General features: G+C 67.6%; 26 protein-coding genes. 21 read left to right on the forward strand and 5 right to left on the reverse strand.

Going from position 1 to position 24504, the window contains the following annotated elements; genetic code table 11:
• The first annotated feature begins 46 nt into the window (after window positions 1–46).
• The 8 genes from JOF45_RS04285 (at window position 47) to nucS (ending at window position 6870) form a co-directional block, all read left to right on the forward strand.
• Window positions 47–250 (forward strand): ATP synthase F0 subunit C, encoded by a 204-nt coding sequence (locus tag JOF45_RS04285; protein ID WP_188684073.1) that lies wholly within the window; start codon window positions 47–49, stop codon window positions 248–250.
• Window positions 251–330: 80 nt separating this feature from the next.
• Window positions 331–882 (forward strand): F0F1 ATP synthase subunit B, encoded by a 552-nt coding sequence (locus tag JOF45_RS04290; protein ID WP_210051294.1) that lies wholly within the window; start codon window positions 331–333, stop codon window positions 880–882.
• Entirely contained in the window at window positions 882–1691 is an 810-nt protein-coding gene (locus JOF45_RS04295; protein ID WP_210048117.1) for a F0F1 ATP synthase subunit delta, read from the forward strand. The genes JOF45_RS04290 and JOF45_RS04295 overlap by 1 nt, the downstream gene beginning before the upstream one ends.
• 56 nt (window positions 1692–1747) lie before the next feature.
• A complete protein-coding gene (atpA, locus tag JOF45_RS04300; protein WP_210048119.1) occupies window positions 1748–3370 on the forward strand; it encodes a F0F1 ATP synthase subunit alpha in 1623 nt (540 codons plus the stop codon).
• Between the two features lie 50 nt (window positions 3371–3420).
• Entirely contained in the window at window positions 3421–4305 is an 885-nt protein-coding gene (locus JOF45_RS04305) for a F0F1 ATP synthase subunit gamma (RefSeq protein ID WP_210048121.1), read from the forward strand.
• A 41-nt stretch (window positions 4306–4346) separates the two neighbouring features.
• Window positions 4347–5804 carry a F0F1 ATP synthase subunit beta gene (atpD, locus tag JOF45_RS04310; protein ID WP_210048123.1) on the forward strand — a complete coding sequence of 486 codons (1458 nt, stop codon included), beginning with the start codon at window positions 4347–4349 and terminating at the stop codon, window positions 5802–5804.
• A 6-nt stretch (window positions 5805–5810) separates the two neighbouring features.
• Complete coding sequence (locus JOF45_RS04315; RefSeq protein WP_210048124.1) at window positions 5811–6077, forward strand: F0F1 ATP synthase subunit epsilon; 267 nt, start codon at window positions 5811–5813, stop codon at window positions 6075–6077.
• A 100-nt stretch (window positions 6078–6177) separates the two neighbouring features.
• Window positions 6178–6870, forward strand: a complete 693-nt coding sequence (nucS, locus tag JOF45_RS04320) for an endonuclease NucS (RefSeq protein ID WP_210048125.1) — start codon at window positions 6178–6180, stop codon at window positions 6868–6870.
• Window positions 6871–7217: 347 nt separating this feature from the next.
• Here the strand turns inward: nucS and JOF45_RS04325 are convergent, their stop codons facing one another.
• Window positions 7218–8288: an AI-2E family transporter gene (locus tag JOF45_RS04325; protein WP_342591384.1), complete on the reverse strand. Its 1071-nt coding sequence runs from the start codon at window positions 8286–8288 to the stop codon at window positions 7218–7220.
• Window positions 8289–8387: 99 nt separating this feature from the next.
• Between JOF45_RS04325 and JOF45_RS04330 the strand changes: the two genes are divergently transcribed.
• The 6 genes from JOF45_RS04330 to JOF45_RS04355 all read left to right on the forward strand — a co-directional run bounded on the left by JOF45_RS04330 (window position 8388) and on the right by JOF45_RS04355 (window position 16167).
• Complete coding sequence (locus JOF45_RS04330; RefSeq protein ID WP_210048126.1) at window positions 8388–10559, forward strand: midas domain-containing protein; 2172 nt, start codon at window positions 8388–8390, stop codon at window positions 10557–10559.
• An 81-nt stretch (window positions 10560–10640) separates the two neighbouring features.
• Window positions 10641–11579 carry a tetratricopeptide repeat protein gene (locus JOF45_RS04335; protein ID WP_342591385.1) on the forward strand — a complete coding sequence of 313 codons (939 nt, stop codon included), beginning with the start codon at window positions 10641–10643 and terminating at the stop codon, window positions 11577–11579.
• Between the two features lie 80 nt (window positions 11580–11659).
• Complete coding sequence (locus JOF45_RS04340) at window positions 11660–12415, forward strand: ABC transporter ATP-binding protein (protein ID WP_210048128.1); 756 nt, start codon at window positions 11660–11662, stop codon at window positions 12413–12415.
• Complete coding sequence (locus JOF45_RS04345; RefSeq protein WP_210048129.1) at window positions 12400–13980, forward strand: transporter; 1581 nt, start codon at window positions 12400–12402, stop codon at window positions 13978–13980. Before JOF45_RS04340 ends, JOF45_RS04345 begins: the two co-directional genes overlap by 16 nt.
• A gap of 10 nt (window positions 13981–13990) precedes the next feature.
• Window positions 13991–14341 (forward strand): DUF3039 domain-containing protein, encoded by a 351-nt coding sequence (locus tag JOF45_RS04350; RefSeq protein ID WP_210048130.1) that lies wholly within the window; start codon window positions 13991–13993, stop codon window positions 14339–14341.
• Between the two features lie 11 nt (window positions 14342–14352).
• A complete protein-coding gene (locus JOF45_RS04355) occupies window positions 14353–16167 on the forward strand; it encodes a DEAD/DEAH box helicase (RefSeq protein WP_378578975.1) in 1815 nt (604 codons plus the stop codon).
• 8 nt (window positions 16168–16175) lie between these two features.
• Here JOF45_RS04355 and JOF45_RS04360 read toward each other — a convergent pair whose 3' ends face one another.
• Genes JOF45_RS04360 through JOF45_RS04370 form a run of 3 tightly spaced genes read right to left on the reverse strand, consistent with a single transcriptional unit; the run spans window position 16176 to window position 18545 of the window.
• Entirely contained in the window at window positions 16176–16550 is a 375-nt protein-coding gene (locus tag JOF45_RS04360; RefSeq protein ID WP_210048132.1) for a VOC family protein, read from the reverse strand.
• Window positions 16551–16558: 8 nt separating this feature from the next.
• The gene (locus JOF45_RS04365; RefSeq protein WP_210048134.1) at window positions 16559–17203 is read right to left on the reverse strand and encodes an isochorismatase family protein; all 645 of its coding nucleotides are present in this window, start codon (window positions 17201–17203) and stop codon (window positions 16559–16561) included.
• A gap of 40 nt (window positions 17204–17243) precedes the next feature.
• On the reverse strand, window positions 17244–18545 hold the full coding sequence (locus JOF45_RS04370) for a nicotinate phosphoribosyltransferase (RefSeq protein WP_210048135.1): 1302 nt from the start codon (window positions 18543–18545) through the stop codon (window positions 17244–17246).
• A 48-nt stretch (window positions 18546–18593) separates the two neighbouring features.
• On the opposite strand from JOF45_RS04370, the gene clpS reads away from it, so the two are divergent.
• The 7 genes from clpS to JOF45_RS04405 are packed head-to-tail and all read left to right on the forward strand — an operon-like array spanning window position 18594 to window position 23771.
• Window positions 18594–18893: an ATP-dependent Clp protease adapter ClpS gene (clpS, locus tag JOF45_RS04375; RefSeq protein ID WP_210048136.1), complete on the forward strand. Its 300-nt coding sequence runs from the start codon at window positions 18594–18596 to the stop codon at window positions 18891–18893.
• The gene (locus tag JOF45_RS04380; RefSeq protein ID WP_210048137.1) at window positions 18893–19573 is read left to right on the forward strand and encodes a DUF2017 family protein; all 681 of its coding nucleotides are present in this window, start codon (window positions 18893–18895) and stop codon (window positions 19571–19573) included. The genes clpS and JOF45_RS04380 overlap by 1 nt, the downstream gene beginning before the upstream one ends.
• Window positions 19570–20460: a glutamate racemase gene (gene murI, locus JOF45_RS04385; protein ID WP_210048138.1), complete on the forward strand. Its 891-nt coding sequence runs from the start codon at window positions 19570–19572 to the stop codon at window positions 20458–20460. Before JOF45_RS04380 ends, murI begins: the two co-directional genes overlap by 4 nt.
• Entirely contained in the window at window positions 20457–21245 is a 789-nt protein-coding gene (locus JOF45_RS04390) for an MBL fold metallo-hydrolase (protein WP_210048139.1), read from the forward strand. Before murI ends, JOF45_RS04390 begins: the two co-directional genes overlap by 4 nt.
• The gene (rph, locus tag JOF45_RS04395) at window positions 21232–22008 is read left to right on the forward strand and encodes a ribonuclease PH (RefSeq protein WP_210048140.1); all 777 of its coding nucleotides are present in this window, start codon (window positions 21232–21234) and stop codon (window positions 22006–22008) included. Before JOF45_RS04390 ends, rph begins: the two co-directional genes overlap by 14 nt.
• On the forward strand, window positions 22005–22643 hold the full coding sequence (gene rdgB, locus JOF45_RS04400) for an RdgB/HAM1 family non-canonical purine NTP pyrophosphatase (RefSeq protein ID WP_210048142.1): 639 nt from the start codon (window positions 22005–22007) through the stop codon (window positions 22641–22643). Before rph ends, rdgB begins: the two co-directional genes overlap by 4 nt.
• Window positions 22644–23771: a 3'-5' exonuclease gene (locus JOF45_RS04405; protein WP_210048143.1), complete on the forward strand. Its 1128-nt coding sequence runs from the start codon at window positions 22644–22646 to the stop codon at window positions 23769–23771.
• Here JOF45_RS04405 and JOF45_RS13245 read toward each other — a convergent pair.
• Window positions 23755–24504, reverse strand: coding sequence for an ADP-ribosylglycohydrolase family protein (locus tag JOF45_RS13245; protein ID WP_210048144.1), 750 nt, complete (start codon window positions 24502–24504; stop codon window positions 23755–23757). The two genes, JOF45_RS04405 and JOF45_RS13245, sit on opposite strands and share 17 nt — an antisense overlap.

Consider the following 24504-nt stretch of genomic DNA (forward strand, 5'->3'; position numbering starts at 1 on the left):
GTCCCGGTGAAACGCACCGGGATCGAGACTAGAAAGAGAGAATCACATGGAAGGCACCCTGAACATGCTCGGTATGGGCATCGCCGGCCTCGGCGCTGCCATCGCCATCGGTATGATCTTCGCGGCCTACATCAACGGTGTGGCCCGTCAGCCGGAGGCCCAGCGTGTCCTCCAGCCCATCGCCATCCTCGGCTTCGCACTTGCTGAAGCGGTCTTCGTTCTGGCGATCGTCTTCGCCTTCGTGCTCTGACACAGATCGTCACTGTGTGAGGGGGATCCGGCATCCCCGGACCCTCTGAGACCGTCAGACTAGTGAAAATGGGTGAACACATGATCAGCGCAACTCTGATCCAGGCAGCCGAAGGCGACGCCAACCCGCTGGTTCCCAACCTCTGGGAAGCACTGGTTGCCCTCATCGGCTTCGCCGTGCTGTTCTTCGTCGTCATCAAGTGGATCTGGCCGGCCTTCGAGAAGGCCTACCAGAACCGCGTCGAGGCGATCGAGGGCGGGCTCGAACAGGCTGAGGAGGCCAAGGCTGAGGCTGAGGCCCTGAAGGCTGAGTACGAGCAGAACCTGGCCGACGCCCGCGCCGAGGCCAGCCGCATGCGCGAAGAGGCACGTGCCGAAGGCGCCCAGATCGTCGCCGAGCACAAGGAGAAGGCCGCCGCAGAGGCGGCCCGCATCACCGAGCAGGCTCAGCAGCAGATCGCTGCCGAGCGTTCGGCCGCTGCCGCATCTCTGCGTGCCGACGTCGGTTCCCTGGCAACTCAGCTGGCCAGCCGCATCGTCGGTGAGGCGCTCGAGGATGACGCCCGCTCCCAGCGAGTGGTCGACCGCTTCCTCGAGGACCTCGACGCCGAACAGGCAGGAGCAGCTCAGTAATGGCATCGGCGACCAGCGAATCCCTCGCAGCGGCGCAGAAGGAGCTGGAGAGCACCTTCGTCCACGCCGATCTGGCCGTGGCGGACGAACTCTTCAGTGCCCTCGATGTGCTGGACGGCTCGGCAGCTCTGCGGCGCAGCTTCACCGACCCCTCCCGCGAGCCGCAGGCTCGCACGGGTCTGCTGCGGAACCTCTTCGGCGCCAAGCTGAAGAGCACCACCAACAGCATCCTGGAGGCCTTGGTCTCCAAGCGGTGGAGCCGTGAGCGTGACCTCAGCGATGCCGTGGAGACCCTGGCTGTCTCCGTGGTGTCCGCGCAGGCTGAACGCAGCGGACTCCAGGGTCTGGAACAGCTGGAGTCGGCACTGCTGGGCTTCCGGCGCACTGTGGCCGGATCCCACGAGGTCCAGCGTGCTCTGACCGAGCCCCAGGCGGGCGCCGAGGCCAAGCAGAAGCTGGCCGCCAAGCTCTCACCGCAGGCTTCTGCGGAGGCGCGGCTGCTCATCGATCGGGCGGTGACCGCTCCGCGCGGTCTGCGCCCGGAGGCTCTGGTGGAGCGCTTCGCCGAACAGGTCGCCGCCCGCCAGCAGCGGTGGATCGCGCAGGTCACTGTGGCCAAGGATCTCGATCAGGCCTACCGTGAGCGGCTCAGCACGAGCCTGAACCGCTACTTCGGCCGGGAGCTGAAGCTCGACGTCGTCGTCGACCCTCAGGTGGTCGGCGGCATCCGTGTGCAGGTGGGTGACGAGGTCGTGGACAACACTGCTGCGGCCAAGCTGAACGACCTGAGCCGGAAACTGGCTAGTTAATTTTGAACCACTCGGCCGCTCGCTGCGGCCATGATAGAGGAGAGCAGGGACTGCAGATGGCCGACTTGACCATCAACGCCGACGACGTCCGCAATGCTTTGAACGAGTTCGCCGCGTCCTACGACCCGGGAAGCGCTGAGCGCACCGAGGTGGGACGCGTGATCTCCGCGGCCGACGGCATCGCACGTGTCGAGGGACTTCCCTCGACCATGGCCAACGAACTTCTTCGTTTCGAGGACGGAACTCTGGGCATGGCCCAGAACCTGGACACCCGAGAGATCGGTGTGGTCGTCCTGGGTGAGTTCTCCGGCATCGAAGAGGGCCAGGAGGTCACCCGCACCGGAGAGGTCCTCTCTGTGCCCGTGGGCGACAACTTCCTGGGCCGCGTCGTGGACCCGCTGGGCAACCCGATCGACGATCTGGGCGCCATCGAGCCCGAGGGCCGCCGTGCCCTGGAGCTGCAGGCACCCACGGTGACCCAGCGCCAGTCGGTGGGCGAGCCCCTGCAGACCGGTATCAAGGCCATCGACGCGATGATCCCTGTGGGCCGCGGCCAGCGCCAGCTGATCATCGGTGACCGCCAGACCGGTAAGACCGCGATCGCGATCGACACCATCCTCAACCAGAAGGCGAACTGGGAGTCCGGCGATGTCGACAAGCAGGTGCGCTGCATCTACGTCGCCGTCGGCCAGAAGGCCTCCACCATCGCCGGTGTGCGTCAGACCCTGGAAGAGCAGGGCGCCCTGGACTACACCACCATCGTGGCGGCTCCGGCCTCCGACCCGGCCGGCACCAAGTACCTGGCGCCGTTCACCGGTTCGGCCATCGGCCAGCACTGGATGTACGGCGGCAAGCACGTCCTGATCATCTTCGATGACCTCTCCAAGCAGGCTGAGGCCTACCGCGCCGTGTCGCTGCTGCTGCGCCGTCCGCCGGGACGCGAAGCGTTCCCCGGCGACGTGTTCTACCTCCACTCTCGTCTGCTGGAGCGCTGCGCGAAGCTCTCCGACGAGATGGGCGGCGGCTCGATGACCGGCCTGCCGCTGGTCGAGACCAAGGCCAACGACGTCTCGGCCTTCATCCCGACCAACGTCATCTCCATCACCGACGGCCAGATCTTCCTGCAGTCGGACCTCTTCAACGCCAACCAGCGTCCCGCCGTGGACGTGGGCATCTCGGTGTCCCGCGTCGGCGGTGCCGCTCAGACCAAGGCGCTGAAGAAGGTCTCCGGCACGTTGAAGCTGGACCTCGCCCAGTACCGGGACATGCAGGCCTTCGCCATGTTCGCCTCGGATCTGGACCCGGCCACGCGCCGGCAGCTGGTCCGCGGTGAGCGTCAGACCGAGCTTCTCAAGCAGGGCCAGTACCAGCCCTACCCGGTCGAGGAGCAGGTCGTCTCCATCTGGGCCGGCGGTGAGGGCCACCTCGATGAGGTCGAGACCGCAGACGTGAAGCGCTTCGAGGCTGAGTGGATCGACCACCTGCGCCGGAAGACCGACGTGCTGACCAACATCGCCTCCACCGGCAAGCTCTCCGATGACACGCTCAGCACGCTGAACGAGGCCATCGTCGAGTTCAAGCGGAACTTCCAGGCTGAGGGCGTCGAGTCGCTGGTCGGCAACGAGCAGGCCGAGGCGCTGTCCGCCGAGGACATCAGTCAGGAGGAGATCGGCCGCTGACGGCCTTTCTCCCCCTCTGATAAGCCTCCGGCCCAACAGGAAGGACAAGCATGGGAGCCCAGATCCGGGTCTACCGCCAGAAGATCGCATCGACCTCGTCGATGAAGAAGATCTTCAAGGCGATGGAGCTGATCGCGACCTCGCGCATCGGCAAGGCGCGCGACCGTGCCCAGGCGGCATTGCCGTACGCCAACGCCATCACCCGTGCGGTGTCGGCCGTGGCCTCGCAGGATGACATCGATCATGTGCTCACCCAGAAGGTGGAGAACCCCACCCGGGCGGCAGTGCTGATCATGACCTCCGACCGCGGACTCGCCGGCGCCTACTCGACGAACGTGCTCAAGCGCGGTGAGTCCCTGACCGCACTGCTGCGCGAAGAGGGCAAGGACGTCGTGCCGTACCTCTACGGACGGAAGGCTCAGGCCTTCTACGACTTCCGGGATCGCGAGTACGCCACCGTCTGGACCGGCAACACCGACAGCCCCGACGTCGAGCGTGCCCAGGAGATCGGCCGCACTCTGGTGGACCGCTTCCTCCAGCCCACCGAGGACGGCGGTGTCGATGAGCTCTACCTCGTCTACACCGAGTTCCAGTCCATGGTGAAGCAGGAGCCGGTGGCCCACCGGATGCTGCCCCTGGCCGTGAAGCAGGACGACGACGCCGAAGCCCACCCGCTCTACGAGTTCGAGCCCAGCGCAGAGGAGGTCCTCGACGCACTGCTTCCGCGGTACATCGAGTCACGCATCTTCTCGGCCATGTTGGAGGCCTCGGCCTCCGAGCTGGCGGCGCGCCAGCGGGCTATGAAGTCGGCTGCGGACAACGCGGACGAGCTCATCCGCAAGTACACGCTGCTGCGCAACAACGCCCGTCAGGCAGAGATCACCCAGGAGCTCTCCGAGCTCATCGCAGGTGCCGACAGCCTGGCTTCGAGCTGACGAACGTTCGACATCATCGACAATCAAGTGAAGTGAGAGAGATGACTGCCACTACTGCAGAACAGTCCGCCGGGACTGCTCAGCCGGGTGCGACCGGTCGCATCGCCCGGGTCATCGGCCCGGTCGTGGACATCGAGTTCCCCGCCGACGCCATCCCGGAGATGTACAACGCCCTGACTGCGGAGATCACCCTGGGTGACACCTCCCGCACCATCACCTTCGAGACGGCGGCCCACCTGGGTGACAACCTGGTGCGCGCCATCTCCCTGCAGGCCACCGACGGCCTGGTCCGCGGTGTTCCGGTCCAGGACACCGGCGCACCGATCTCGGTGCCGGTGGGCGACAGCGTCAAGGGCCACATCTTCAACGTCCTGGGCGAGACCCTGGACATGCCGATCTCCGACCTCGAGGTCGAGGATCGGTGGCCCATCCACCGCCAGGCGCCGAACTTCGCGACCCTGGAGGGCTCCACCCAGATGCTGGAGACCGGCATCAAGGTGATCGACCTGCTGACCCCCTACATCCAGGGCGGCAAGATCGGCCTCTTCGGCGGTGCCGGTGTGGGCAAGACGGTCCTCATCCAGGAGATGATCACCCGTGTGGCCCGCAACTTCGGCGGAACCTCCGTCTTCGCCGGCGTCGGCGAGCGTACCCGTGAGGGCAACGATCTCTGGGTCGAGATGGAGGAGGCCGGTGTCCTGAAGGACACCGCCCTGGTCTTCGGCCAGATGGATGAGCCTCCAGGAACCCGTCTGCGCGTGGCGCTGACCGGTCTGACCATGGCGGAGTACTTCCGCGATGTGAAGAACCAGGATGTGCTGCTGTTCATCGACAACATCTTCCGCTTCTCCCAGGCCGGCTCCGAGGTCTCCACGCTGCTGGGCCGCATGCCCTCGGCAGTGGGCTACCAGCCGAACCTGGCGGATGAGATGGGCGTGCTGCAGGAGCGCATCACCTCCACCCGCGGCCACTCCATCACCTCGATGCAGGCCGTCTACGTCCCGGCGGATGACTACACCGACCCGGCTCCGGCCAACGTGTTCGCCCACCTGGATGCGACCACCGAGCTCTCCCGTGCGATCGCCTCCCGTGGTCTGTACCCGGCAGTGGATCCGCTGACCTCGACCTCGCGCATCCTGGACCCGCAGTACATCGGCCAGGAGCACTACGACTGCGCCACCCGCGTGAAGCAGATCCTGCAGAAGAACAAGGAGCTGCAGGACATCATCGCGATCCTGGGCGTGGACGAGCTCTCCGAAGAGGACAAGATCGTCGTCTCGCGTGCACGCCGCATCGAGCAGTTCCTGTCCCAGAACACCTACACCGCAGTGCAGTTCACCGGTGTGGAGGGCTCGACTGTGCCGATCAAGGACACCATCGAGGGCTTCAACGCCATCGCCAACGGTGACCTGGACCATGTGCCCGAGCAGGCCTTCTACAACATCGGTGGTCTCGACGACGTCGAGAAGAAGTACGCCGAGATGCAGAAGAAGGCGTGATCGATCATGGCTGAACTCGACGTCGAAGTCGTCGCGAGCGACCATGCCGTCTGGTCCGGGGCTGCCAAGGCCGTGCGCGGCCGCACCATCGAGGGTGACATGGGCATCCTGCCCGGGCACACCCCGGTGCTCTCGCTGCTCTCCGAGGGTGAGCTCGTGATCGAGCCCGTCCAGGGAGCGCCGGTGAAGGCTCAAGTCAACGGTGGGTTCTTCTCGGTCGACTCCGACCGGGTCACCATCGTCGCCGACGACGCCCAGCTCAGCGAGGCCTGAGCGGGACTCTCACTTCACACGCGCCGAGCCCCGCATCCCTCCTCACAGAGGGATGCGGGGCTTCGTGCTTCCCAGCGCGGGTCCGATAGGATCGTGGACTGTGCGACTGGTGATTGCGACATGCTCGGTGAACTACTCGGGACGGCTGAACGCCCAGCTTCCGATGGCCAAACGTCTCCTCATGGTCAAGGCCGACGGAGGCGTCCTCATCCATTCCGACGGCGGCTCCTATAAGCCGCTGAACTGGATGTCCCCGCCTGCCCGGATGAAGGTCTCCGAGCCTGATGAGCAGCAGAGCGAAGCTGGTATCACCGAGGTGTGGACTGTGAGCGCAGAGAAGTCAGATGACACTCTGCGCATCCTCATCGCTGAGGTGGAGCACGATTCCTCCCATGAGTTGGGCGTCGACCCGGGACTGATCAAGGACGGCGTGGAATCGGATCTGCAGCGCCTGTTGGCCGAACAGATCGAACGCCTGGGGGACGGGCACAGTCTCATCCGTCGGGAGCACCCCACCCCCATCGGCCCGGTGGACATCCTGGCCAAGGGGCCCTCCGGGCACGTCGCCGTGGAGCTCAAGCGCCGTGGAGACATCGACGGCGTCGAACAGCTCACCCGCTATCTCGACCTGCTCAACCGTGATCCGCTGCTGGCTCCGGTGGAGGGTATCTTCGCCGCCCAGCAGATCAAGCCTCAGGCGCGCACGCTGGCGGAGGACCGAGGGATCCGTTGCGTGGTCCTGGACTATGACGAGATGCGCGGCGTGGACGACGCCGAGAGCCGACTCTTCTGAGCTGCCTCTATGGGAAAGGGGCGGCGTGGAAGCAGCAAATGGCAGCGGGAGCATCGTCCGCTGTCCGCAGGGACCTTCGCACCGGGCGGCATCTCCGCAGGCACAGTGAAACGCCGGGGACGTGAGTACCACGTCCGCTGGATCTCAGCTGCCGCGGCGCAGAAGAGCTATACCTGTCCGGGCTGTCACCTCGAGATCCCGCCGGCTGTGCCCCATGTGGTGGTCTGGCCGGCCGACTCGCTCTTCGGGGACGAATACGCCGCGGGGGAACGGCGTCACTGGCACAGGCACTGTTGGAAGATCGCCTGAGCTGAGCTGAGCTGAGGTGGGTTCGGCTGGGCGGCCGCTCAGCGGCTCTCCTGTCGGAGGATCACGACTTCACGCAGCAGCAGCATCAGTGCGGCCGCCGTCGGGATGGCCATCAGGGCACCGAGCACGCCCAGCAGTGAGCCTCCGGCGATCACTGAGATGACCGCCACCGCGGCGGGGATCTTCACCGCGCGGGACATGATGCGCGGAGCGACGAAGTAGGCCTCCACCTGCAGGTAGATGAAGTAGATCAGTCCGAAGGTCAGCGCAGTCTGCCAGTCCACCGTCAGGGCGAAGAGGGTGACGATCGTACCGCCGGTGACCGGTCCCACCAGAGGGATGAATGCCAGGATCCCGGCCAGTACCGCGAAGAGGGCGCCGAAGGGGACGCCTGCGATGCTGATCGCGATGTAGGCGACGATCCCGTTGATCAGCGCCACACAGGCCTGCCCGATGACGTAGTAGCCCACCCCGTGGAGGATGCGGTCGCCCAGCTGGCGGACCCGGCGACGTCGGGAGCGTGGGGTCAGGCTGTAGGCCCATGACTTCATCGCGGGCAGGGAGGCCAGGAAGTAGAGCGCCAGCACGGCGACCACCAGCATGCCGAAGCCGGTGGTCACGATGGCGGTCCCGACGCCGAAGAGTCCGCCGAGGGCGCTGGTGATGTTGCTGGGTTCGTCGGTGAAGCGGTTGACCTCCGAGAGCACCATCTCTTGGACTTCGAAGTCGTCGTCCAGCCGCTGGAACCACTCGGAGTGGGCGATGCCGTCGATCAGGCCGGGCAGAGAGGTGATGAACCGGGTCATCTGGTGCGTCACCGTCGGGGCCACGGCGGCGATGAAGGTCCCGATCGCGCCCACGAAGACCAGCATGGTCGCCAGCACCCCGAGGGGCCGGGGGAGTCCGGCCTTCTCCAGAGCACGGACCACCGGGTCCAGTCCCAGAGCGATGAACAGGGCGGCGCCGATCCAGACCAGCAGCTGCGTGTTCGCCTGGGCGACGAAGAAGATCAGCAGCGCCAACCCGGCGCCCACAGTGAACATGAAGCCGCTGTAGACCGGCCGCGCGGCGTGGACCGGCTGCAGCGCACGTCCCTGCTCTTCAGTCACGGGCGGACCCTCCTGATTGTAATCGTATTGTTACCTACGTTATCCTAGAACGCTGGAACAGCCCACTGTCTTTCACCATCCCATAAGGACTGTCGTCTCGTGCGTTTTATCTCACCCATCATCGCCTTCGTCCTCGGCCTGGCCGCGCTCGGCACCGGGATCGGTCAGCTGACCGCCTGGGCTCCCGAGACCACCACCGTCGTCGAAAGCGACGCGGCAGAGGGCGAGGCCCCGCTGACGGTCATCACCGAGGACGTGGTGGATCCCGGCTCGGGCCGGGAGACCTTCACGATCGAGGCGGACGGTGAATACACCGTGGCCTTGGCTCGTCTGCACGATATCGAGTCCTGGGTCGATGACGCCGCCCATCTCCGTGTCGACGGCGTCGTCGAGGACGGCGAGGGCGGCGGCAGCTGGGACGTCGAGTTCGTCGACGGTGAGTCCGAGGTCCCGAATCCCGCGGACTCGGATATGTGGGTGGCGGCCGAGACTACTGAAGGAGCTCTGGACTACCAGTGGGCCGCACCGGACGAGTCCGGCGAGTGGGCGCTGATGCTCTTCCGCGACGGCAGTGAGCCAGCACCGGCTCAGTTCAGCACGGAGATCACCCAGGAGGAGGACACTGCGATGCCGGTGATCCTCATCGTGCTGGGCGCCTTGGCCATCCTGGTGGCCATCGTGCTGTTCTACCGTGCTCTGGCCCTCGGCCGCGCTGAGCGGGCAGGGCGGTCGAGGATCGCGGAGTCGGATCAGACCGCCGATTCGGAACAGACGGCCGCGGCCGGTTCTGTGGCTGCCGGTTCTGGTGTTGCCGGGGACGAGTCTGCCGCCCCGGAGGGGGAGGCGGCGCAGCAGTCGACCGCGTCGGTCGATCCCGCGGCCGAGTCTGCCGAGGACGCACCGGAGACTGAGGTCGAATCTGATGAGGCCGAGGAGGAGGTCGGCGACGGTGTCGGAGGCCAGGCCCATGTGGATGACCAGGCTCAGTCGGATGAGGGCGCAGGCTCCGTCGGGCAGCCCGACGAGCCCACAGAGGATGAGACCACTGAGGATGAGCCCGCAGAGGACGAGACCACGGTGATCCCTGCGGCGGCTCAGGAGGACGACGTGACCGGCGATGCGGACGAGTCAGGTGGTGACGAAGTGACCGGTGAGGACGAAGCGCCCGGTGAGGATGAGGGCGATCAGCGCGGAGGCTGGAAGCGCTCTTCTGTGGCCACTGTCGCGGCGGTGGCCATCGCACTGAGCCCCTCCCTGATGACGGCGCAGCAGGAGGAGGATCAGCCCCAACAGCAGGAGGGCGAGGACGACGCAGATGAGTCGGACGGTGAGACCCCTGAGGCTGATGAGGAGATCTCTGAGGAGGACGGGACCCCTGGCGAGGCTCCCGAGACCCAGGACTACTCCGTGCTGGTCGACAGTCAGTTGGAGAGCATCGTGGAGGACATCGCCGAGGTCGTCGCTGAAGGCGATGAGGCAGGTGACGCCGAGCTGCTCGAGGACCGGGTGGGCGGCAACGCCCTGGACGTCCGGGAGCTGTCCTACCGCAACAGCGAGATCAGCGACAACGCCGAGCCCGAGCCCATCGGCACCGAGATCCTCTCGGCGGCGGTGACCTCGGAGCAGGGCTTCCCCCGCCAGGCCCTGGTCATCACCCAGCACGAGGACGCCGAACTGCCGCAGGTGCTCATGCTGGAGCAGGAGTCTGCACGGGAGAACTACAAGCTGACCCAGGCCGTCACCATGGACCCCTCGGCCGAGTTCCCGGGCCTGTCCGCTGAGGACGGTGGCGTGGGCGCCGTCAGCCCCTCCTCGGAGACCGCACGTTTCCCGGCAGATCTTGCCATGGAGCGCACCGCGGTCTTCCTGAACAACGCCGACTACTACTTCGGCATGCACGTGAGGGAGAGCGCCTACATCGAAGACCTGCAGAGCTACCAGCAGGAGGTCCGCGACTCCGCACCGGATGTGACGGTCTCCTACACCCGTCCGCTGAACGACGCCGCGGCGCTGCGGCTTCCGGACGGCTCAGTGTTGGCCGTGGGCAGCTTCGACGCCACGGAGCAGCTGCGGCCCGATGAGCCCGGGGCAGCCATCAACTTCGGTGAGGAAGGCCTGCTCAATGAGCTGGCCGGGACCAGCTCCACCACCGCTGACACCGACATCCTCAGCCGTGAGTCCCTGATCCTGCACATCCCCGCAGAGGAGGACGAGCAGATCACGGTCCTGGGTGTCGACTATATTGTCAGTGACGTGAACATCCACGAGTGATACCCACCCGATCCTGAGAGGTGTCAATTGTCGGTCAATCCTCCGCAAGGCTCTGAGCAGCCGCAGCCTGAGTCGCGGCCCGTGAACACCCAGGGGGCAGTCGATCTGTCCTCTCTGGCGCCCGATCCCCAGGGAAGCCAGACTCCTGCTCCGGGCGGTCCCTCGGCCGCCCCCGCTTCGTCGCAGTCCGGCGGCGGGGCGGACAGCTGGGTGATCTCAGTCTCGCCTCAGGAGCTGCAGCAGGTCGTCCAGCTCTCGGCCCAGGTGCCGGTGATCGTGCTGATCCACGGCACCGACTCCGACTCCGAGCGCATGCGCACCGCCCTGGAGGACCTGGTGGACGCCCAGCAGGGCCGCGTCCTCATGGCCGAGATCGATGCGTCCAGCCCGGAGATGGCTCAGGCCCAGGGAGCCGATCAGGTCCCGGTGGCCACAGCCTTCATCGGCGGGCGCCCGGTGGGCGAGTTCGACAAGTCGGTGCCTCAGGAGCAGCTGGGTCAGCTGGTCTCCCAGATGGTCCAGCTGGCCACTCAGAACGGCATGACGCAGGCTCTGCCGCCGCAGTCCAAGCGTGCCGGCGGGGCGGCCGAGGAGGCAGAGCAGGAACTGCCGCCGCTGCACCAGAAGGCCCACGACGCCCTCGAGCAGGGAGACCTCGACGCCGCCCAGGCCGCCTACGAGGAGGCCATCCGCGAGAAGCCAGGGGATGAGGACGCCAAGCTGGGTCTGGCACAGGTTCAGCTGATGAAGCGGACCTCCGGTGTGGACCTCAACGACGTCCGGCAGAAGGCCGCGCAGAACCCCGACGACCCCCAGGCCCAGACCGCAGTGGCCGATGTCGATGTCCTCGGCGGCCACGTGGAGGATGCGTTCTCCCGTCTGGTGAAGTTCATCCAGCTGCACCAGGGCGACGAGCGCGAGACGGTCCGAGCCCACCTGGTGGAGCTCTACTCGGTGGTGGGAGACAGCGATCCCCGGGTCCAGGCCTCCCGGAAGCAGCTGGCCCGCGCCCTGTTCTGAGTTCGGCATCCAGTCCTGCGTTCCGGTTCCAGTCCTGCGCCGCGTTTCCAGGGATCAGCGCCCACAGCTAGTGTGAGGGCATGGACACCCCTGCACTGAGGCTCGACGGTCTGACCAAGCGTTACGGAGGCCGGCCCGCGGTCGCGGACCTGTCCCTCGAGGTGCCGCGCGGCTCGTTCTACGGCTTCGTCGGCCCCAACGGGGCGGGCAAGACCACTACGCTCTCCATGGCCACCGGTCTGCTCAGGCCCGACGCCGGCCGCGCGCTGGTCAGCGGCATCGATGTCTGGCAGGACCCCATCGCAGCCAAGCGGGCCATGGGTGTGCTGGCCGACGGCGTGCTGCTCTTCGACAAGCTCACCGGTGAACAGCTGGTGACCTACGCCGGACTGCTGCGCGGCATGGACCGGGGCACCGTCGCTGAACGCGCCGAGGACCTGCTGCGGGTGCTCAGCCTGGAGGAGGATGCCGGCAAGCCGGTGGCCGACTACTCGGCCGGTATGACCAAGAAGATCGCCTTGGCCTCTGCCATGGTCCACGCCCCGGAGCTGCTGGTCCTCGATGAGCCCTTCGAAGCGGTCGACCCGGTCTCAGCCCGGACCATCCGTGGGCTGTTGGACAGCTTCGTCGCCTCCGGCGGCACCGTCATCGTCTCCAGCCACGTGATGGACCTGGTCCAGCGCATGTGCAGCCACGTGGGCATCATCGCTGAGGGCCGTCTGGTGGCTGCCGGCACGGTGGAGGAGGTCCGGGCCGGTCAGGACCTGGAGTCCCGGTTCGTGGAGCTCGTCGGCCTTGAGGGCGGGGGAGAGGAGCTGACTTGGCTGCGACTCTGATCCGGCTGAAGCTGCAGCTGATGGCCAATGACTTCACCCGCTCGGTCTGGACCATCCTCGGCACGCTGCTGGTGCTGATCTACGGGCTGGGCATGGCCACGATGCTGATGGTCGTCCAGGTGCAGGTGGGCCGCGGCCTCGAACCCGTCCAGTCGCTGCTGACCTTCTCGGCCCTGACGGGAGCTGCGGCCATGCTCCTGTGGACGCTCGTCCCGCTGTTCGTCTCCGGCGGGGACTCTCTGATGGATCCCCGCCGCTTGATCACCTATGCGGTGCCGCGCCGCTCTCTGATCGCCGGACTGGTCGTCGCAGCGCTGATCTCAGTGGGCTCGGTGATCACTCTGATGTGGTTGGTCGGACAGGTGCTGCTGTGGCGCTGGAATCCGGGTGCGCTGGCGACGTCGCTGCTCAGCCTGCCGCTGCTGCTGCTGACCTATTCCATGGTCGCTCAGGCGATCACCACGGCGATGAGCGCCTGGTTCGCAGGCCGGAGGTCACGGGACGTGCTCGCGCTGCTGAGCGTGGCCGTCGCCGTCGGCGCCGCACCGATCGTCATGTCGATCACCAGCGCCTTCGAGAGTCTGGGCGAGGCTCTGCCGAGGATCGCTGAGGTCCTCAGCTACACCCCGCTGGCGGCTGGACCCGCCCTGCCGGCGGCGGTGGCTGAGGGCGACCTGGTCGGCACCGCGGTCCGTGCCGTGGTGCTGCTGGCCACCGCAGCGGCGGCGTTGGCGGTGATCCGGGCCGGGATGGTCACCATCACCGAACGGCCGGTCTCCGCGCCCCGCACCCGGACTGCTCGGCGCGGCGCGATCGGCCTGTTCGCCTGGGCTCCGTCGGCGCCGTGGGGCGCAGTGGCAGCACGCTGCCTGACCTATTGGTTCAGGGACCCGCGCTACGGCGCCTCGCTGATCATCGTGCCCGTGCTGGCCGTGGTGGGCATCGTGATGTCCGCCCAACTCGGTGACGCTTGGATGCTGCTGGGCCTGGGCCCGTTCGTGGCCTGGATGCTGGGCTTCGGGATCGCCGCGGATCTCTCCTATGACAGCACCGCCTTCGCTCAGCACGTCACTGCGGGGGTGCGAGGGCTGGATGACCGACTGGGACGCGCCGCAGCTGTGCTGGTCTTCGCCCTGCCGCTGACGCTGCTGGCCGCAGGGATCCCTGCGCTGCTGGCAGGCGGCGCGGCGACGGTGCTGGTCTGTCTCGGGCTGAGCCTGGGGATGCTGCTGGTCGGCGTCGGGATCTCCTCGGTGACCTCGGCGCGGCTGCTCTACCCGGTGCCGCAGCCGGGGGAGAGCCCCTTCGCCACGCCTCAGGGCTCGGCCGGCCGATCCCTGATCGTGCAGTTCGCCTCCTGGCTGATCATGGTGGTGCTGATGATTCCTGAGCTGGTGCTGTGGATCGTGTGGCTGGTCACGTCCGGCACCTGGGCCGCGGCGACTCTGCTGGTCGTGGCGCTGGTCAAAGGACTGCTCGTGCTCTTCTGGGGCATCCGCAGCGGTGCCCGCACCTATGACCGCCGCTTTCCGGAGATCTATCAGCAGATCCGCACCTACGCGTAGAATGGAGAACATGATGGCCGAACAGAATCCCTACATGCGCACTGCTGACCCAGCCTCTGCTCCTGCCGGCGGAGGGGCGGCCACCATTGAGCGGGAGACCGTCCAGCAGCCGGCTGATCCTGGTGACCACGAGCGGTTCGCGCACTACGTGAAGAAGGACAAGATCATGGAGTCCGCCCTGGAGGGCGGCGCCGTCGTCGCGCTCTGCGGCAAGGTCTGGACTCCCTCCCGGGACCCCGAGAAGTTCCCGGTCTGCCCGGAGTGCAAAGAGATCTATGAAGAGATGCAGGGCGGCGGAGACGGCGACGACTCCGGCAAGGGCGGCAAGCGCGGCGGCTTCTTCGGCTTCGGCCGCAGCTGAACCTGCCGCCTGTGACAGAGATCAACTCCTCTGCCGCTGAGGCAGAGACGCTCTTCGACGTCGGCACCGATGTCGGCTCATCGCTCCCACCGGTCTACCCGCACCGCGCGGCCCACGGCACTGCCGGCACGCTGCGCCAGTGGCAGCAGGAGGCTTTGGACCTCTACATCCGCAAGAGGCCCAAAGACTTCCTGACGGTGGCCACCCCGGGTGCGGGTAAGACCACCTTCGCGCTGCGTGTGGCCAAGATGCTCGTGGAGTCCGGGGAGATCAACCGGATCTACGTCATCGCGCCCACAGACCACCTGAAGCGTCAGTGGGCCGATGCCGCGGCACGCGTGGGCCTGAACATCGATCCGAACTTCAAGAACTCCGACGGCCGACACGGTCAGCAGTTCATCGGTGTGGCGGTGACCTACGCCCAGGTGGCCAATAAGCCTGCCCTGCACCGGAACAAGACGGAGGCCGGGCGGACCTTCGTCATCTTCGACGAGATCCACCACGCCGGTGATTCGCTCTCCTGGGGCGACGGCGTCCGTGAGGCCTTCGAGCCCGCCGTGCGCCGTCTGGCGCTGACCGGTACACCGTTCCGCTCGGATACGGCACCGATCCCGTTCGTCGACTACGTGGAGGACGCCGACGGCGTGCGGCGCTCCAAGGCCGACTACTCCTACGGCTACGGCCCGGCCCTGACCGACCGCGTGGTCCGTCCGGTGGTCTTCATGGCCTACTCCGGAAACATGCGGTGGAGGACCTCCGCCGGTGAGGAGATGGAGGCCCAGCTCGGCGAGGCGGCCACCAAGGACATCACCAACCACGCCTGGCGCACTGCGCTGAACCCGGAGGGCGAGTGGATCCCCTCGGTGCTTGCAGCAGCGCATAAGCGCCTGCTGAAGGTCCGGGACAAGATCTCCGACGCCGGCGGCCTGGTCATCGCAACCGACCACGAGCACGCCCGCGCCTACGCGGATCAGCTGGACCGGCTCACCGGGCAGAAGACCACTGTGGTGCTCTCCGACGACAAGGGCGCCTCGGACAGGATCGAGGAGTTCTCCGAGGACGGCTCCAAGATGTGGATGGTGGCAGTCCGCATGGTCTCCGAGGGTGTGGACGTCCCACGGCTGTGTGTGGGTGTCTATGCGACCTCCACCTCGACGCCGCTGTTCTTCGCTCAGGCGATCGGCCGTTTCGTGCGACTTCGGAAGAAGGCCGAGGTCGCCTCGGTCTTCCTGCCGTCGGTGCCGGTGCTGATGGGCCTGGCCAACGAGATGGAGGAGGAGCGCGACCACGCCCTGGACGTGCCCAAGTCCGCCGTGGAGGAGGAGGCCGAGGAAGGTCTGGACGATGACCTCCTGGAGGAGGCCAATAAGGAGGACCGTGCCTCAGAGTCGCTGGCCCAGGGGGAGTTCTCCGCGCTGCACTCCAACGCCTCCTTCGACAAGGTCCTCTTCGACGGCGACGAGTTCGGCCTCGGCGGTGCTGTCGGTTCGGACGAGGAGATGGATTTTCTGGGGATCCCCGGGCTGCTGGAACCAGAGCAGGTCTCCACGCTGCTGCGCCAGCATCAGGCTGAGCAGCTCAAGCGTCAGCCCCGAGCGGCGGAGCAGAAGGCAGCTGATGTGGTGGATCACCGTCGGCTCAAGGACCTCAGGTCGCAGCTGAACAAGTCGGTCTCTGCGTATTCGGCCAAGACGGGGATGCACCAGGGGACCATCCACAACAAGCTGCGTGAGGCCTGCGGCGGCCCTGCCGTGCCTCAGGCCGATCAGGCGCAGCTGGAGCAGCGGCTGAAGAAGCTGCAGGGCTGGTTCGTCGGACAGCGCTAGCTGGCTGATCAGGCGCTGAGCTGCTCCACCGGCCAGCACAGACAGAACGGGTGGCCGGACGGTGAGGCGTAGACGTGGAAGTTCTCACCGCCGGCGGCCGGCTGCAGCAGCTCGGCGCCGTGGGCAAGCGCCTCCTCGTGGGCGGCGTCGATGTCGCTGACCCAGAGATCCAGGTGCGTGTCTGCCGGTTTGCCGGGCCACTGCGGCTCCACCCGGTGCCGCTGGGCCAGCTGGACGCCCACAGGAACAGTGCCGTCCGGGGCGCGGACGACCCGCCACTGGTGGTCGCCCTCACTGACCCCGTCGAAGAGCGCGGCCCAGAATGCCGCCTCGAGCTGCACATCGGCTGCGTCGAAGGTGATGGTGCACCGGGTGATTTCCATGTCAGCTCCTAGATCTCCTCGAGCGAGATGACCTCGACGTCGGCCTCGGCGAACTCGTCGTAGGTCTGATGCACCGCGTCCTCGTCCACCCCTGCGGTCAGTTCGCGGATCACTCGGACGCGGTAGTCGTTCTCCACCGCATCCAGCACTGTGGCGCGCACGCAGTGGTCGGTGGCCAGTCCCACGATGGTCAGGGCGTCGATCTGATGGTCCTGCAGCCAGAGGTGCAGGTCCTGGGCATCCTCCTCGACGGCGTCGGCCGGTTCGACTCGGATGCCCTTCTCGCCTTCGAGGCTGCCGACCTTCTCCGGATCGCCCTGCAGGCCTTCGAAGCCGGAGTAGCCCGAGGAGTAGAGCCCCTTGAGGAAGCGGGCGTCGACGTGCTCGGTGTCGAGGTTCTCGTGCAGTTCGGCCCCGGGGGTCCCGGCCACGCAGTGCACCGGCCAGGTGGACCGGTAGTCCGGGTCCTCGGAGAAGTGGGTCCCCGGGTCGATGTGCCAGTCCTGGGTGGTGACCACGGCGTCGAAGTCCGCGGAGTTCTCCTCCAAAAATTCGCTGATGTCTGCTGCGACCTGGGCGCCGCCGGCCACAGCGAGCGAGCCCCCTTCGCAGAAGTCGTTCTGGACGTCGACGATGATCAGTGCCTCACTCATGGCTCCAGTCTACGGAAGGTGCAGGGGCGCCGCCGAGGTCTCAGGCGAAGATGGTCGGGATGACCGCTTCACCCTCCTGCAGCCGCTGCGCCGCGGCCGGCAGCTCCGTCACCGAATCGCGGTGCCGCTGGGCGGCGCGGCGGACACCCTCAGCACCGGTGTGCCCGGGCTGGACCTGGCCGTCGAGCACCAGGGGGACCATGAGCTCCCGCGTGCGCTGATCCGGAGAGGTGGGCAGTTCGCCCAGGCCGACGAGTTCGGCGTCGGCCCGGCCCTGGGCGTCATAGCGCCGGGCAGCCTGTTTGGCCCCGCCCACAGATTCCTTGCCGGAGGAGCTCTTGCGCACTCGGACCGGGGTGCCGGCGTCGTCGGTGCGTTCCACCAGCTTGTAGACCATCGAGGCGGTCGGAGCGCCGGAGCCGGTGACCAGCTTGGTGCCCACTCCGTAGGAGTCCACCGGCGCCGACTGCAGACGGGCGATGGCGTGCTCGTCCAAATCGGAGGAGACGATGATCTGGGTGGAGGTGTTGCCCAATGAGTCGAGCTGGCGACGGACCTCATGGGCCTGTTCCACGAGGTCTCCGGAGTCGAGCCGCACTGCGCCCAGCTCCGGGCCTGCGATCTCCACGGCCTTGTTGACCGCGGCCTCGACGTCATAGGTGTCCACCAGCAGCGTGGTGCCGGGCCCGAAGGCCTCCACCTGCGCGCGGAAGGCCTCCTCCTCCGAATCATGCAGCAGCGTGAAGGCATGGGCGGCGGTGCCCAAGGTCCCCAGCTCCCACCGGCGGCCCGCCTCCAGGTTGGACGTGGCGGCGAAGCCGGCGACGGCGGCGGCGCGGGCTCCGGCCACCGCGCTCATCTCCTGGGTGCGCCGGGAGCCCATCTCCACGCAGGGACGCTCCCCGGCGGCCACCGTCATCCGGGAGGCGGCCGAGGCGATGGCGGTGTCGTGGTTGAGCACCGAGAGGATGAAGGTCTCCAGCAGGCAGGCCTCGGCGAAGCTCGCCTCCACGCGCAGCACCGGAGAGTGCGGCAGGTAGACCTCGCCCTCGGGGTAGCCCCACATGCTGCCGGAGAAGCGGTAGTCGCGCAGGAACTCGAGGGTCTGTTCGCCTACGATCTTCCGTGAGGCCAGCCAGTCCAGCTCGGGGCCGCCGAATCGGAACTGTTCGAGGCCTTCGAGCATGCGTCCGGTGCCTGCGACCACTCCGTAGCGGCGGCCTCGGGGCAGGCTGCGGGCGAAGACTTCGAAGACGCACCGGCGATGTGCCGCGCCGGAGGCCAGGCCGGCTTCGACCATGGTCAGCTCGTACTGGTCGGTCAGCAGTGCAGTGGAGCTCACGGGGGCAGAGGATTCGTGTGTCACAGCCTCCAGCGTAGAATATCGGCCATGAGTTCCGTTCAGGGATCCACGCTCACCCGTGAAGAGACTGACCTCAGCACCCGGTCCCTCCAGCAGCGCCCGTACCAGGTGGTGGTCTGGAACGACCCGGTGAATCTGATGTCCTACGTCAGCTGGGTCTTCCGCTCCTACTTCGGTCACTCCGAGGCGCGCGCCCACGAACTCATGCTGCAGGTCCACCATGAGGGCCGGGCCGTGGTCGCCGGCGGCGCGCGTGAGAAGGCCGAGCGCGATGTGACCGCCATGCATCAGTACGGCCTGCAGGCCACGCTCGAGGAATCCGAGTAGTGGCGGTCGGATTCCGCGCCACCTCCACGGGATATCGCGCTGAGCTGGACGCCCACGAACGGCGTCTGCTGAGCACGCTCTGCGGCGATGTCATCCAGCTGCTCGAAGGGCGCGCAGAGACTGGGGAGCACCAGCCGCAGGCCGAGGATGAGACGGACGCCGACGCCGCTACTGGCGCCGACGCCGATTCTGACGCCGACGCGGCAGAGGAGGACCCGCTCTTCGCCCACTTCCGCGCCGAGCTGGCCGGCCTCGGCGAGGAACAGCCCCTGGAGGCTCCTGAGGACCCGGTGCTGCGCCGCCTGCTGCCCGAGGCCTCGGAGGACCCCGAAGAGGCCGGCCAGTTCCGCAGACTCGCCGAGGCCTCCCTGCGGGAGGCCAAGATCGCTGACCTGCGGGCGGCGCGCATGTGGCTGGAGAGCTCGCCCATCCGCCTCGGCGAGCAGCAGGCGCCCATCCTGGGCCGGGCCCTGAACGATCTGCGGCTGACCCTCTCAGTCCGGCTGGGCATCGAGGACGACGACGACGCCGAGGCTGTCCATCAGAAGGCCATGCACTCCAAGGCCAAGGACACGGAGAGCTTCATGGCCGAGATCTACACGTTCATCACCTGGCTGCAGGAGACGCTGTTCAGCGCCATGCTCACGCATCTGCCCGACGCCGAGGGCGGTGACGAGTGAGAGACCGCAACGCCGCGATCGGCATCTTCGACTCCGGGGTCGGCGGTCTGACCGTCGCCCGTGCCGTGCTGGACCAGCTTCCGAACGAATCGGTCACCTATCTGGGCGACACCGCGCACGGGCCCTACGGTCCGCTGCCGATCGCCAAGGTCCGCGCCCACGCACTGGGCATCATGGACGAGCTGGTCGAGAACGGGGTCAAAGCCCTGGTCATCGCCTGCAACTCAGCCTCCGCGGCCGTGCTGCGCGACGCCCGGGAGCGCTACACCGCCCGCTATGGGATCCCGGTCATCGAGGTCATCCAGCCAGCCGTCCGCCGCGCTGTGGCCGCCACCCGCAACGGGAAGATCGGCGTCATCGGCACCCAAGCCACCGTGGGGTCGCGCGCCTATGAGGACACCTTCGCCGCCGCGCCGCAGCTGGAGGTCCATTCGGCGGCCTGCCCGCGATTCGTCGAATTCGTGGAGCGGGGGATCACCGCCGGGGATGAGCTGCTGGCCGCCGCGGAGGAGTACGTGGCTCCGCTGAAGGCAGCCGGCGTCGACACGCTGGTGCTGGGCTGCACCCACTATCCACTGCTGACCGGCGTGCTCTCCTATGTGATGGGCGAGTCGGTCACCCTGGTCTCCTCGGCTGAGGAGACGCCCAAGGATCTCTACCGGGCCCTGACCCGGGAGGAGCTGCTGCGCGAGGAGTCGGCCGCCCAGACCGGAGCCGCCGGGGCCTCCCACTCGTTCCTCTCCACCGGAGACGCCGAGGCCTTCGAGCAGCTGGCCCGCCGCTTCCTGGGACCTGAGGTGCTCAGCGTGAAGCAGGTCGACCACGTCACCGAGACCTACCCGACCGGTGTGATCGAACGCATCACGGAGGATAGGCTGGCAGGATGAAGCTGACCATCATCGGATGCAGCGGCTCGTTCCCGGGGCCCGAGTCTCCGGCCTCCTGCTACCTGCTCAGCGCCGAGCACGAGGGCAGGACCTGGAGGATCATCCTGGACCTGGGCAACGGCGCACTCGGCAATCTCCAGCAGCACACGCAGCTCGAGGACCTCGATGCGATCTGCCTGAGCCATCTGCACCCGGACCACTACATGGACCTCTGCGGCATGCATGTGGCGGTGCGCTGGCGTCCCGGAGGCTGGCCCGGCAAGCACCTGCCGGTCTACGGGCCCACCGACACCGACCAGCGGATCGCCAACGCCTACGGTCTGGATCCCGATCCGGGCATGCACCCCGACTTCGACTTCCGCGTCTGGCAGCCGCGCCGGCCTGTGGTGATCGGACCGTTCACCATCACTCCGGTGCCGGTGCGCCATCCCATCGACGAGGCCTATGCGCTGCGCGTGGAGGGCCCCGGCGACGACGGGAGCACCACAGTGCTCACCTATTCCGGTGACACCGATGCCTGTGAGGATCTGGTGGAGGCCGCCCGCGACGCCGATGTGTTCCTCTGCGAGGCCGCCTTCGAGGACGGCCGGGACGATCATCTCGACGGCATCCACCTCAACGGTGCCCGGGCCGGGCAGATGGCGTCCCAGGCCGGCGCCCGGCGTGTGCTGCTGACCCATATCCCTGTCTGGACCTCACAGAAGGTGGTCCTGGAGAAGACCAAGGAAAACTACGACGGCGACCTCGCCGTCGCCGTCGCAGGAGTCACCTATGACATCTCATGAGAACAACGCACAGACCTACCACCGCACCGATGGCCGCGCCGTGGACCAGCTGCGCGAGGTGCGCATCACCCGCAATTGGTCAGCCCACGCCGAAGGCTCGGCGCTGATCGAGTTCGGCAGCACCAAGGTGCTGTGCACCGCCAGCTTCGAGGAGAACGTCCCGCGCTGGCTCAAGGGCCAGGGCACCGGCTGGGTCACCGCCGAGTACGCCATGCTGCCCCGAGCCACGAACACCCGCTCCTCCCGCGAGTCGGTCAAGGGCAAGATCGGCGGCCGCACCCATGAGATCTCCCGGCTGATCGGCCGGGCCCTGCGTGCGGTGGTGGACACCAAGGCGCTGGGCGAGAACATGATCACCCTGGACTGCGACGTCCTGCAGGCCGACGGCGGCACCCGCACCGCCGCGATCACCGGCGCCTATGTGGCCCTGGCAGATGCCATCGAATGGGCCCGCGGCGAAGGTCACGTGGCCAAGAACGCCAAGGTCCTGACCGACTCGGTCTCCGCGATCTCAGTGGGCATCCTGCCCGACGGCACCCCGGTGCTGGACCTTCCCTACACCGAGGACTCCACCGCAGAGACCGATATGAACGTGGTCGCCACCGGCTCCGGAGACTTCGTGGAGATCCAGGGCACCGCTGAGGGTGTGCCCTTCAAACGTGCCGAGCTGGATCAGCTGCTGGACCTGGCCCTGGTGGGCACCGGACAGCTGGCTGAGGCACAGGCTGAGGCCCTGGGTCAGCAGAGGATCTCCGCAGCATGAGCGCAGCCCGCATCGTCCTGGCCACCCGGAATCAGGGCAAGGTCCGTGAGTTCCGGGCGCTGCTGGCCCAGAACCCACAGCTGGCCGATCTCGACCTCGAGACTGCCGTGACCGACGCCCAGACGGCCGGATGCTCGGAGATCCCTGAGACCGGGGTGACTTTTGAAGAGAACGCCCTGATCAAGGCCCGCGAGGTGGCCGCCCAGACCGGTCTGCCGGCGGTGGCCGACGATTCGGGCCTGGCCGTGGAAGTCCTCCACGGAGCCCCGGGCATCTTCTCCGCCCGCTGGGCCGGGAAGAACGCCTCCGACGCCGCGAACCTCCAGCTGCTGCTGGAGCAGCTCGGCGACATCTCCGAGGAGCACCGCGCGGCGGCCTTCGTCTGTGCCGCCTCCCTGGTGGTCCCCAGCGCCGAAGGGGCCCCGCCGCAGGAGGTCACCACCTTCGGACGCCTCGAGGGCACGCTGCTGACGGCCCCGCGCGGGGAGGAGGGCTTCGGCTATGACCCGATCCTGCAGCCGCTGCGGGAGACCCGCAGCTGCGCCGAGCTGAGCGTGGAGGAGAAGAACGCGATCTCCCACCGCGGGAAGGCCTTCGCCCAGCTGCGCGATCATGTGGTGCAGGTGCTGGCCTAGGTGTCTGGCGAACCGGTCGCCGGCCTGAACTTCACCGCCGTCGACTTCGAGACGGCCAACGGCTTCCGCGGCTCTCCCTGTTCGGTGGGGCTGGTCAAGGTGCGCGACGGACTCGAGGTGGACAGCTTCTACGCGGTGATGCGTCCGCCGGAGGGCTTCGACCGCTTCGACCCGAAGAACGTGTCCATCCACGGCATCACCGCAGAATCTGCCCAGGGCGCTCCGCGCTTCGCCGAGCTCTTTCCGCAGATCCGGGAGTTCATCGGGACCGATGTGCTGGTGGCCCACAACGCCAGCTTCGACATCGAAGTCTTCGAGGCTGCCCTGGAGGTCAGCGGCCTGGACTCTTCGGGACTGCGGTGCTTCTGCTCGGTCCAGCTGTCCCGAGCGGTCTATGACCTGGTCTCACACGCCCTGCCCTATGCCGCGGAGGAGGCCGGCTGCCCGCTGCAGAACCACCATCACGCCCTGGAGGATGCGCGCGCTTCAGCCGCCATCGTCTGCGACATCGCCCGGCGCCGCGGCGCCCGTTCGGTGGAGCAGCTGGCGGCCGACTGCGGGATCCCGGCCGAGGAGCTGGAGCCCTGGACCGTGCCGCGGGAGCAGGAGTCGCGGGCCACCGCCCAGGTGCGCCAGATGGCCTATCTCTTCGACAGCCGCACGCCGAACGTGAACGCCGAGGATCTGCCGGATCTGATGCGCTGGCAGGACGAGGGCAAGAACCTGCCGCCGGCCCTCGACGCCGACCCCTCCCACCCGTTCTACGGGCAGAGCTTCGTCTTCACGGGCAACCTCGCCGTCTCCCGCTCAGAGGCCAAGCGGCTGGTGGCCCAGCACGGGGGAGCGATGTCCTCGAAGGTCAACGGCGCCACCACAGTGCTGGTCATCGGCGACGGCTTCGCCCTGACCGATCTGGAGGCTCCCGCCGGGCAGGTCGACCCGGCCGCCGAGCGGGCGCTGGGCAGCAATAAGGCCCGGGAGGCGCTGCGCCGCATCGAGGCCGGCCAGCCCATCCGTCTGATGTCAGAGCCTGAGTTCCGCGTGGCACTGGCCGAGTCCTGGCCCGTGGGAGCCGTGGCCGAGGACGGCAGCATGATCCCCGCCGATCAGCTCAGGCCGGCCGAGTGACCCGCTCCCACTCCTGAGCCAGAGCGGCCACCGCCTCAGCGGCAGGGCCCTGCGACTGAGGCTCACCGCTGACGCAGGCCTGCAGCTGAGCGCGCAGCACCTGGGCGATCTCCTCCGGAGCCTCCACCCGGGTGAGGATCTCCTCCAGCTCGTCAGCCGGGTCCTCCAGCTCACCCGAGGCGCTGCGGTGGACCAGCATCACCAGCTGTTCGGCTGCCTCGATGAGCGCCGGGGCTCCCTGGGTCAGCGAGACGGCCTGGGAGACCCAGCTGCGCCGCATCTGCTCCTCGATATAGGGGACCAGGCCCAGCGGCACCACGCGCAGCAGCGCTGCGGCATCGTCGCTCTCCGGCTGGGCAGGGGCGCTGGGGTAGGCCATCTCTCCGTCGGCCAGACCGGCCAGGCTCACCGCGCCGGTGCCTTCGGCCACGCGCAGCTGACGGTTCCTGATGGCCTTCGGCAGGGCGGCGTCGGCGTCGCGGGCCGGCGGTTCCGGCGCACCGGGCGGGAACTGACCGGTGATCAGGCGGTACCAGCGCAGAGAGGCCAGCCACATGCAGGCCAGAGGGTCGGCGCCCACCCCCTGGCGGGACCAGTCCAGCAGCTCCAGCAGTCCGTCGCTCAGACAGTACTGGTGCAGCACCTCTGCATGGACGGCGGCCTCGGGGTCCTCCTGCGGAAGTGCCGCCAGCAGAACAGGGGAGAAGCGGTCGATGAGTCGGGCGTCATTCAC

Origin of the sequence: Nesterenkonia lacusekhoensis (assembly GCF_017876395.1) — a bacterium.
Taxonomy (GTDB): Bacteria; Actinomycetota; Actinomycetes; order Actinomycetales; family Micrococcaceae; genus Nesterenkonia; species Nesterenkonia lacusekhoensis.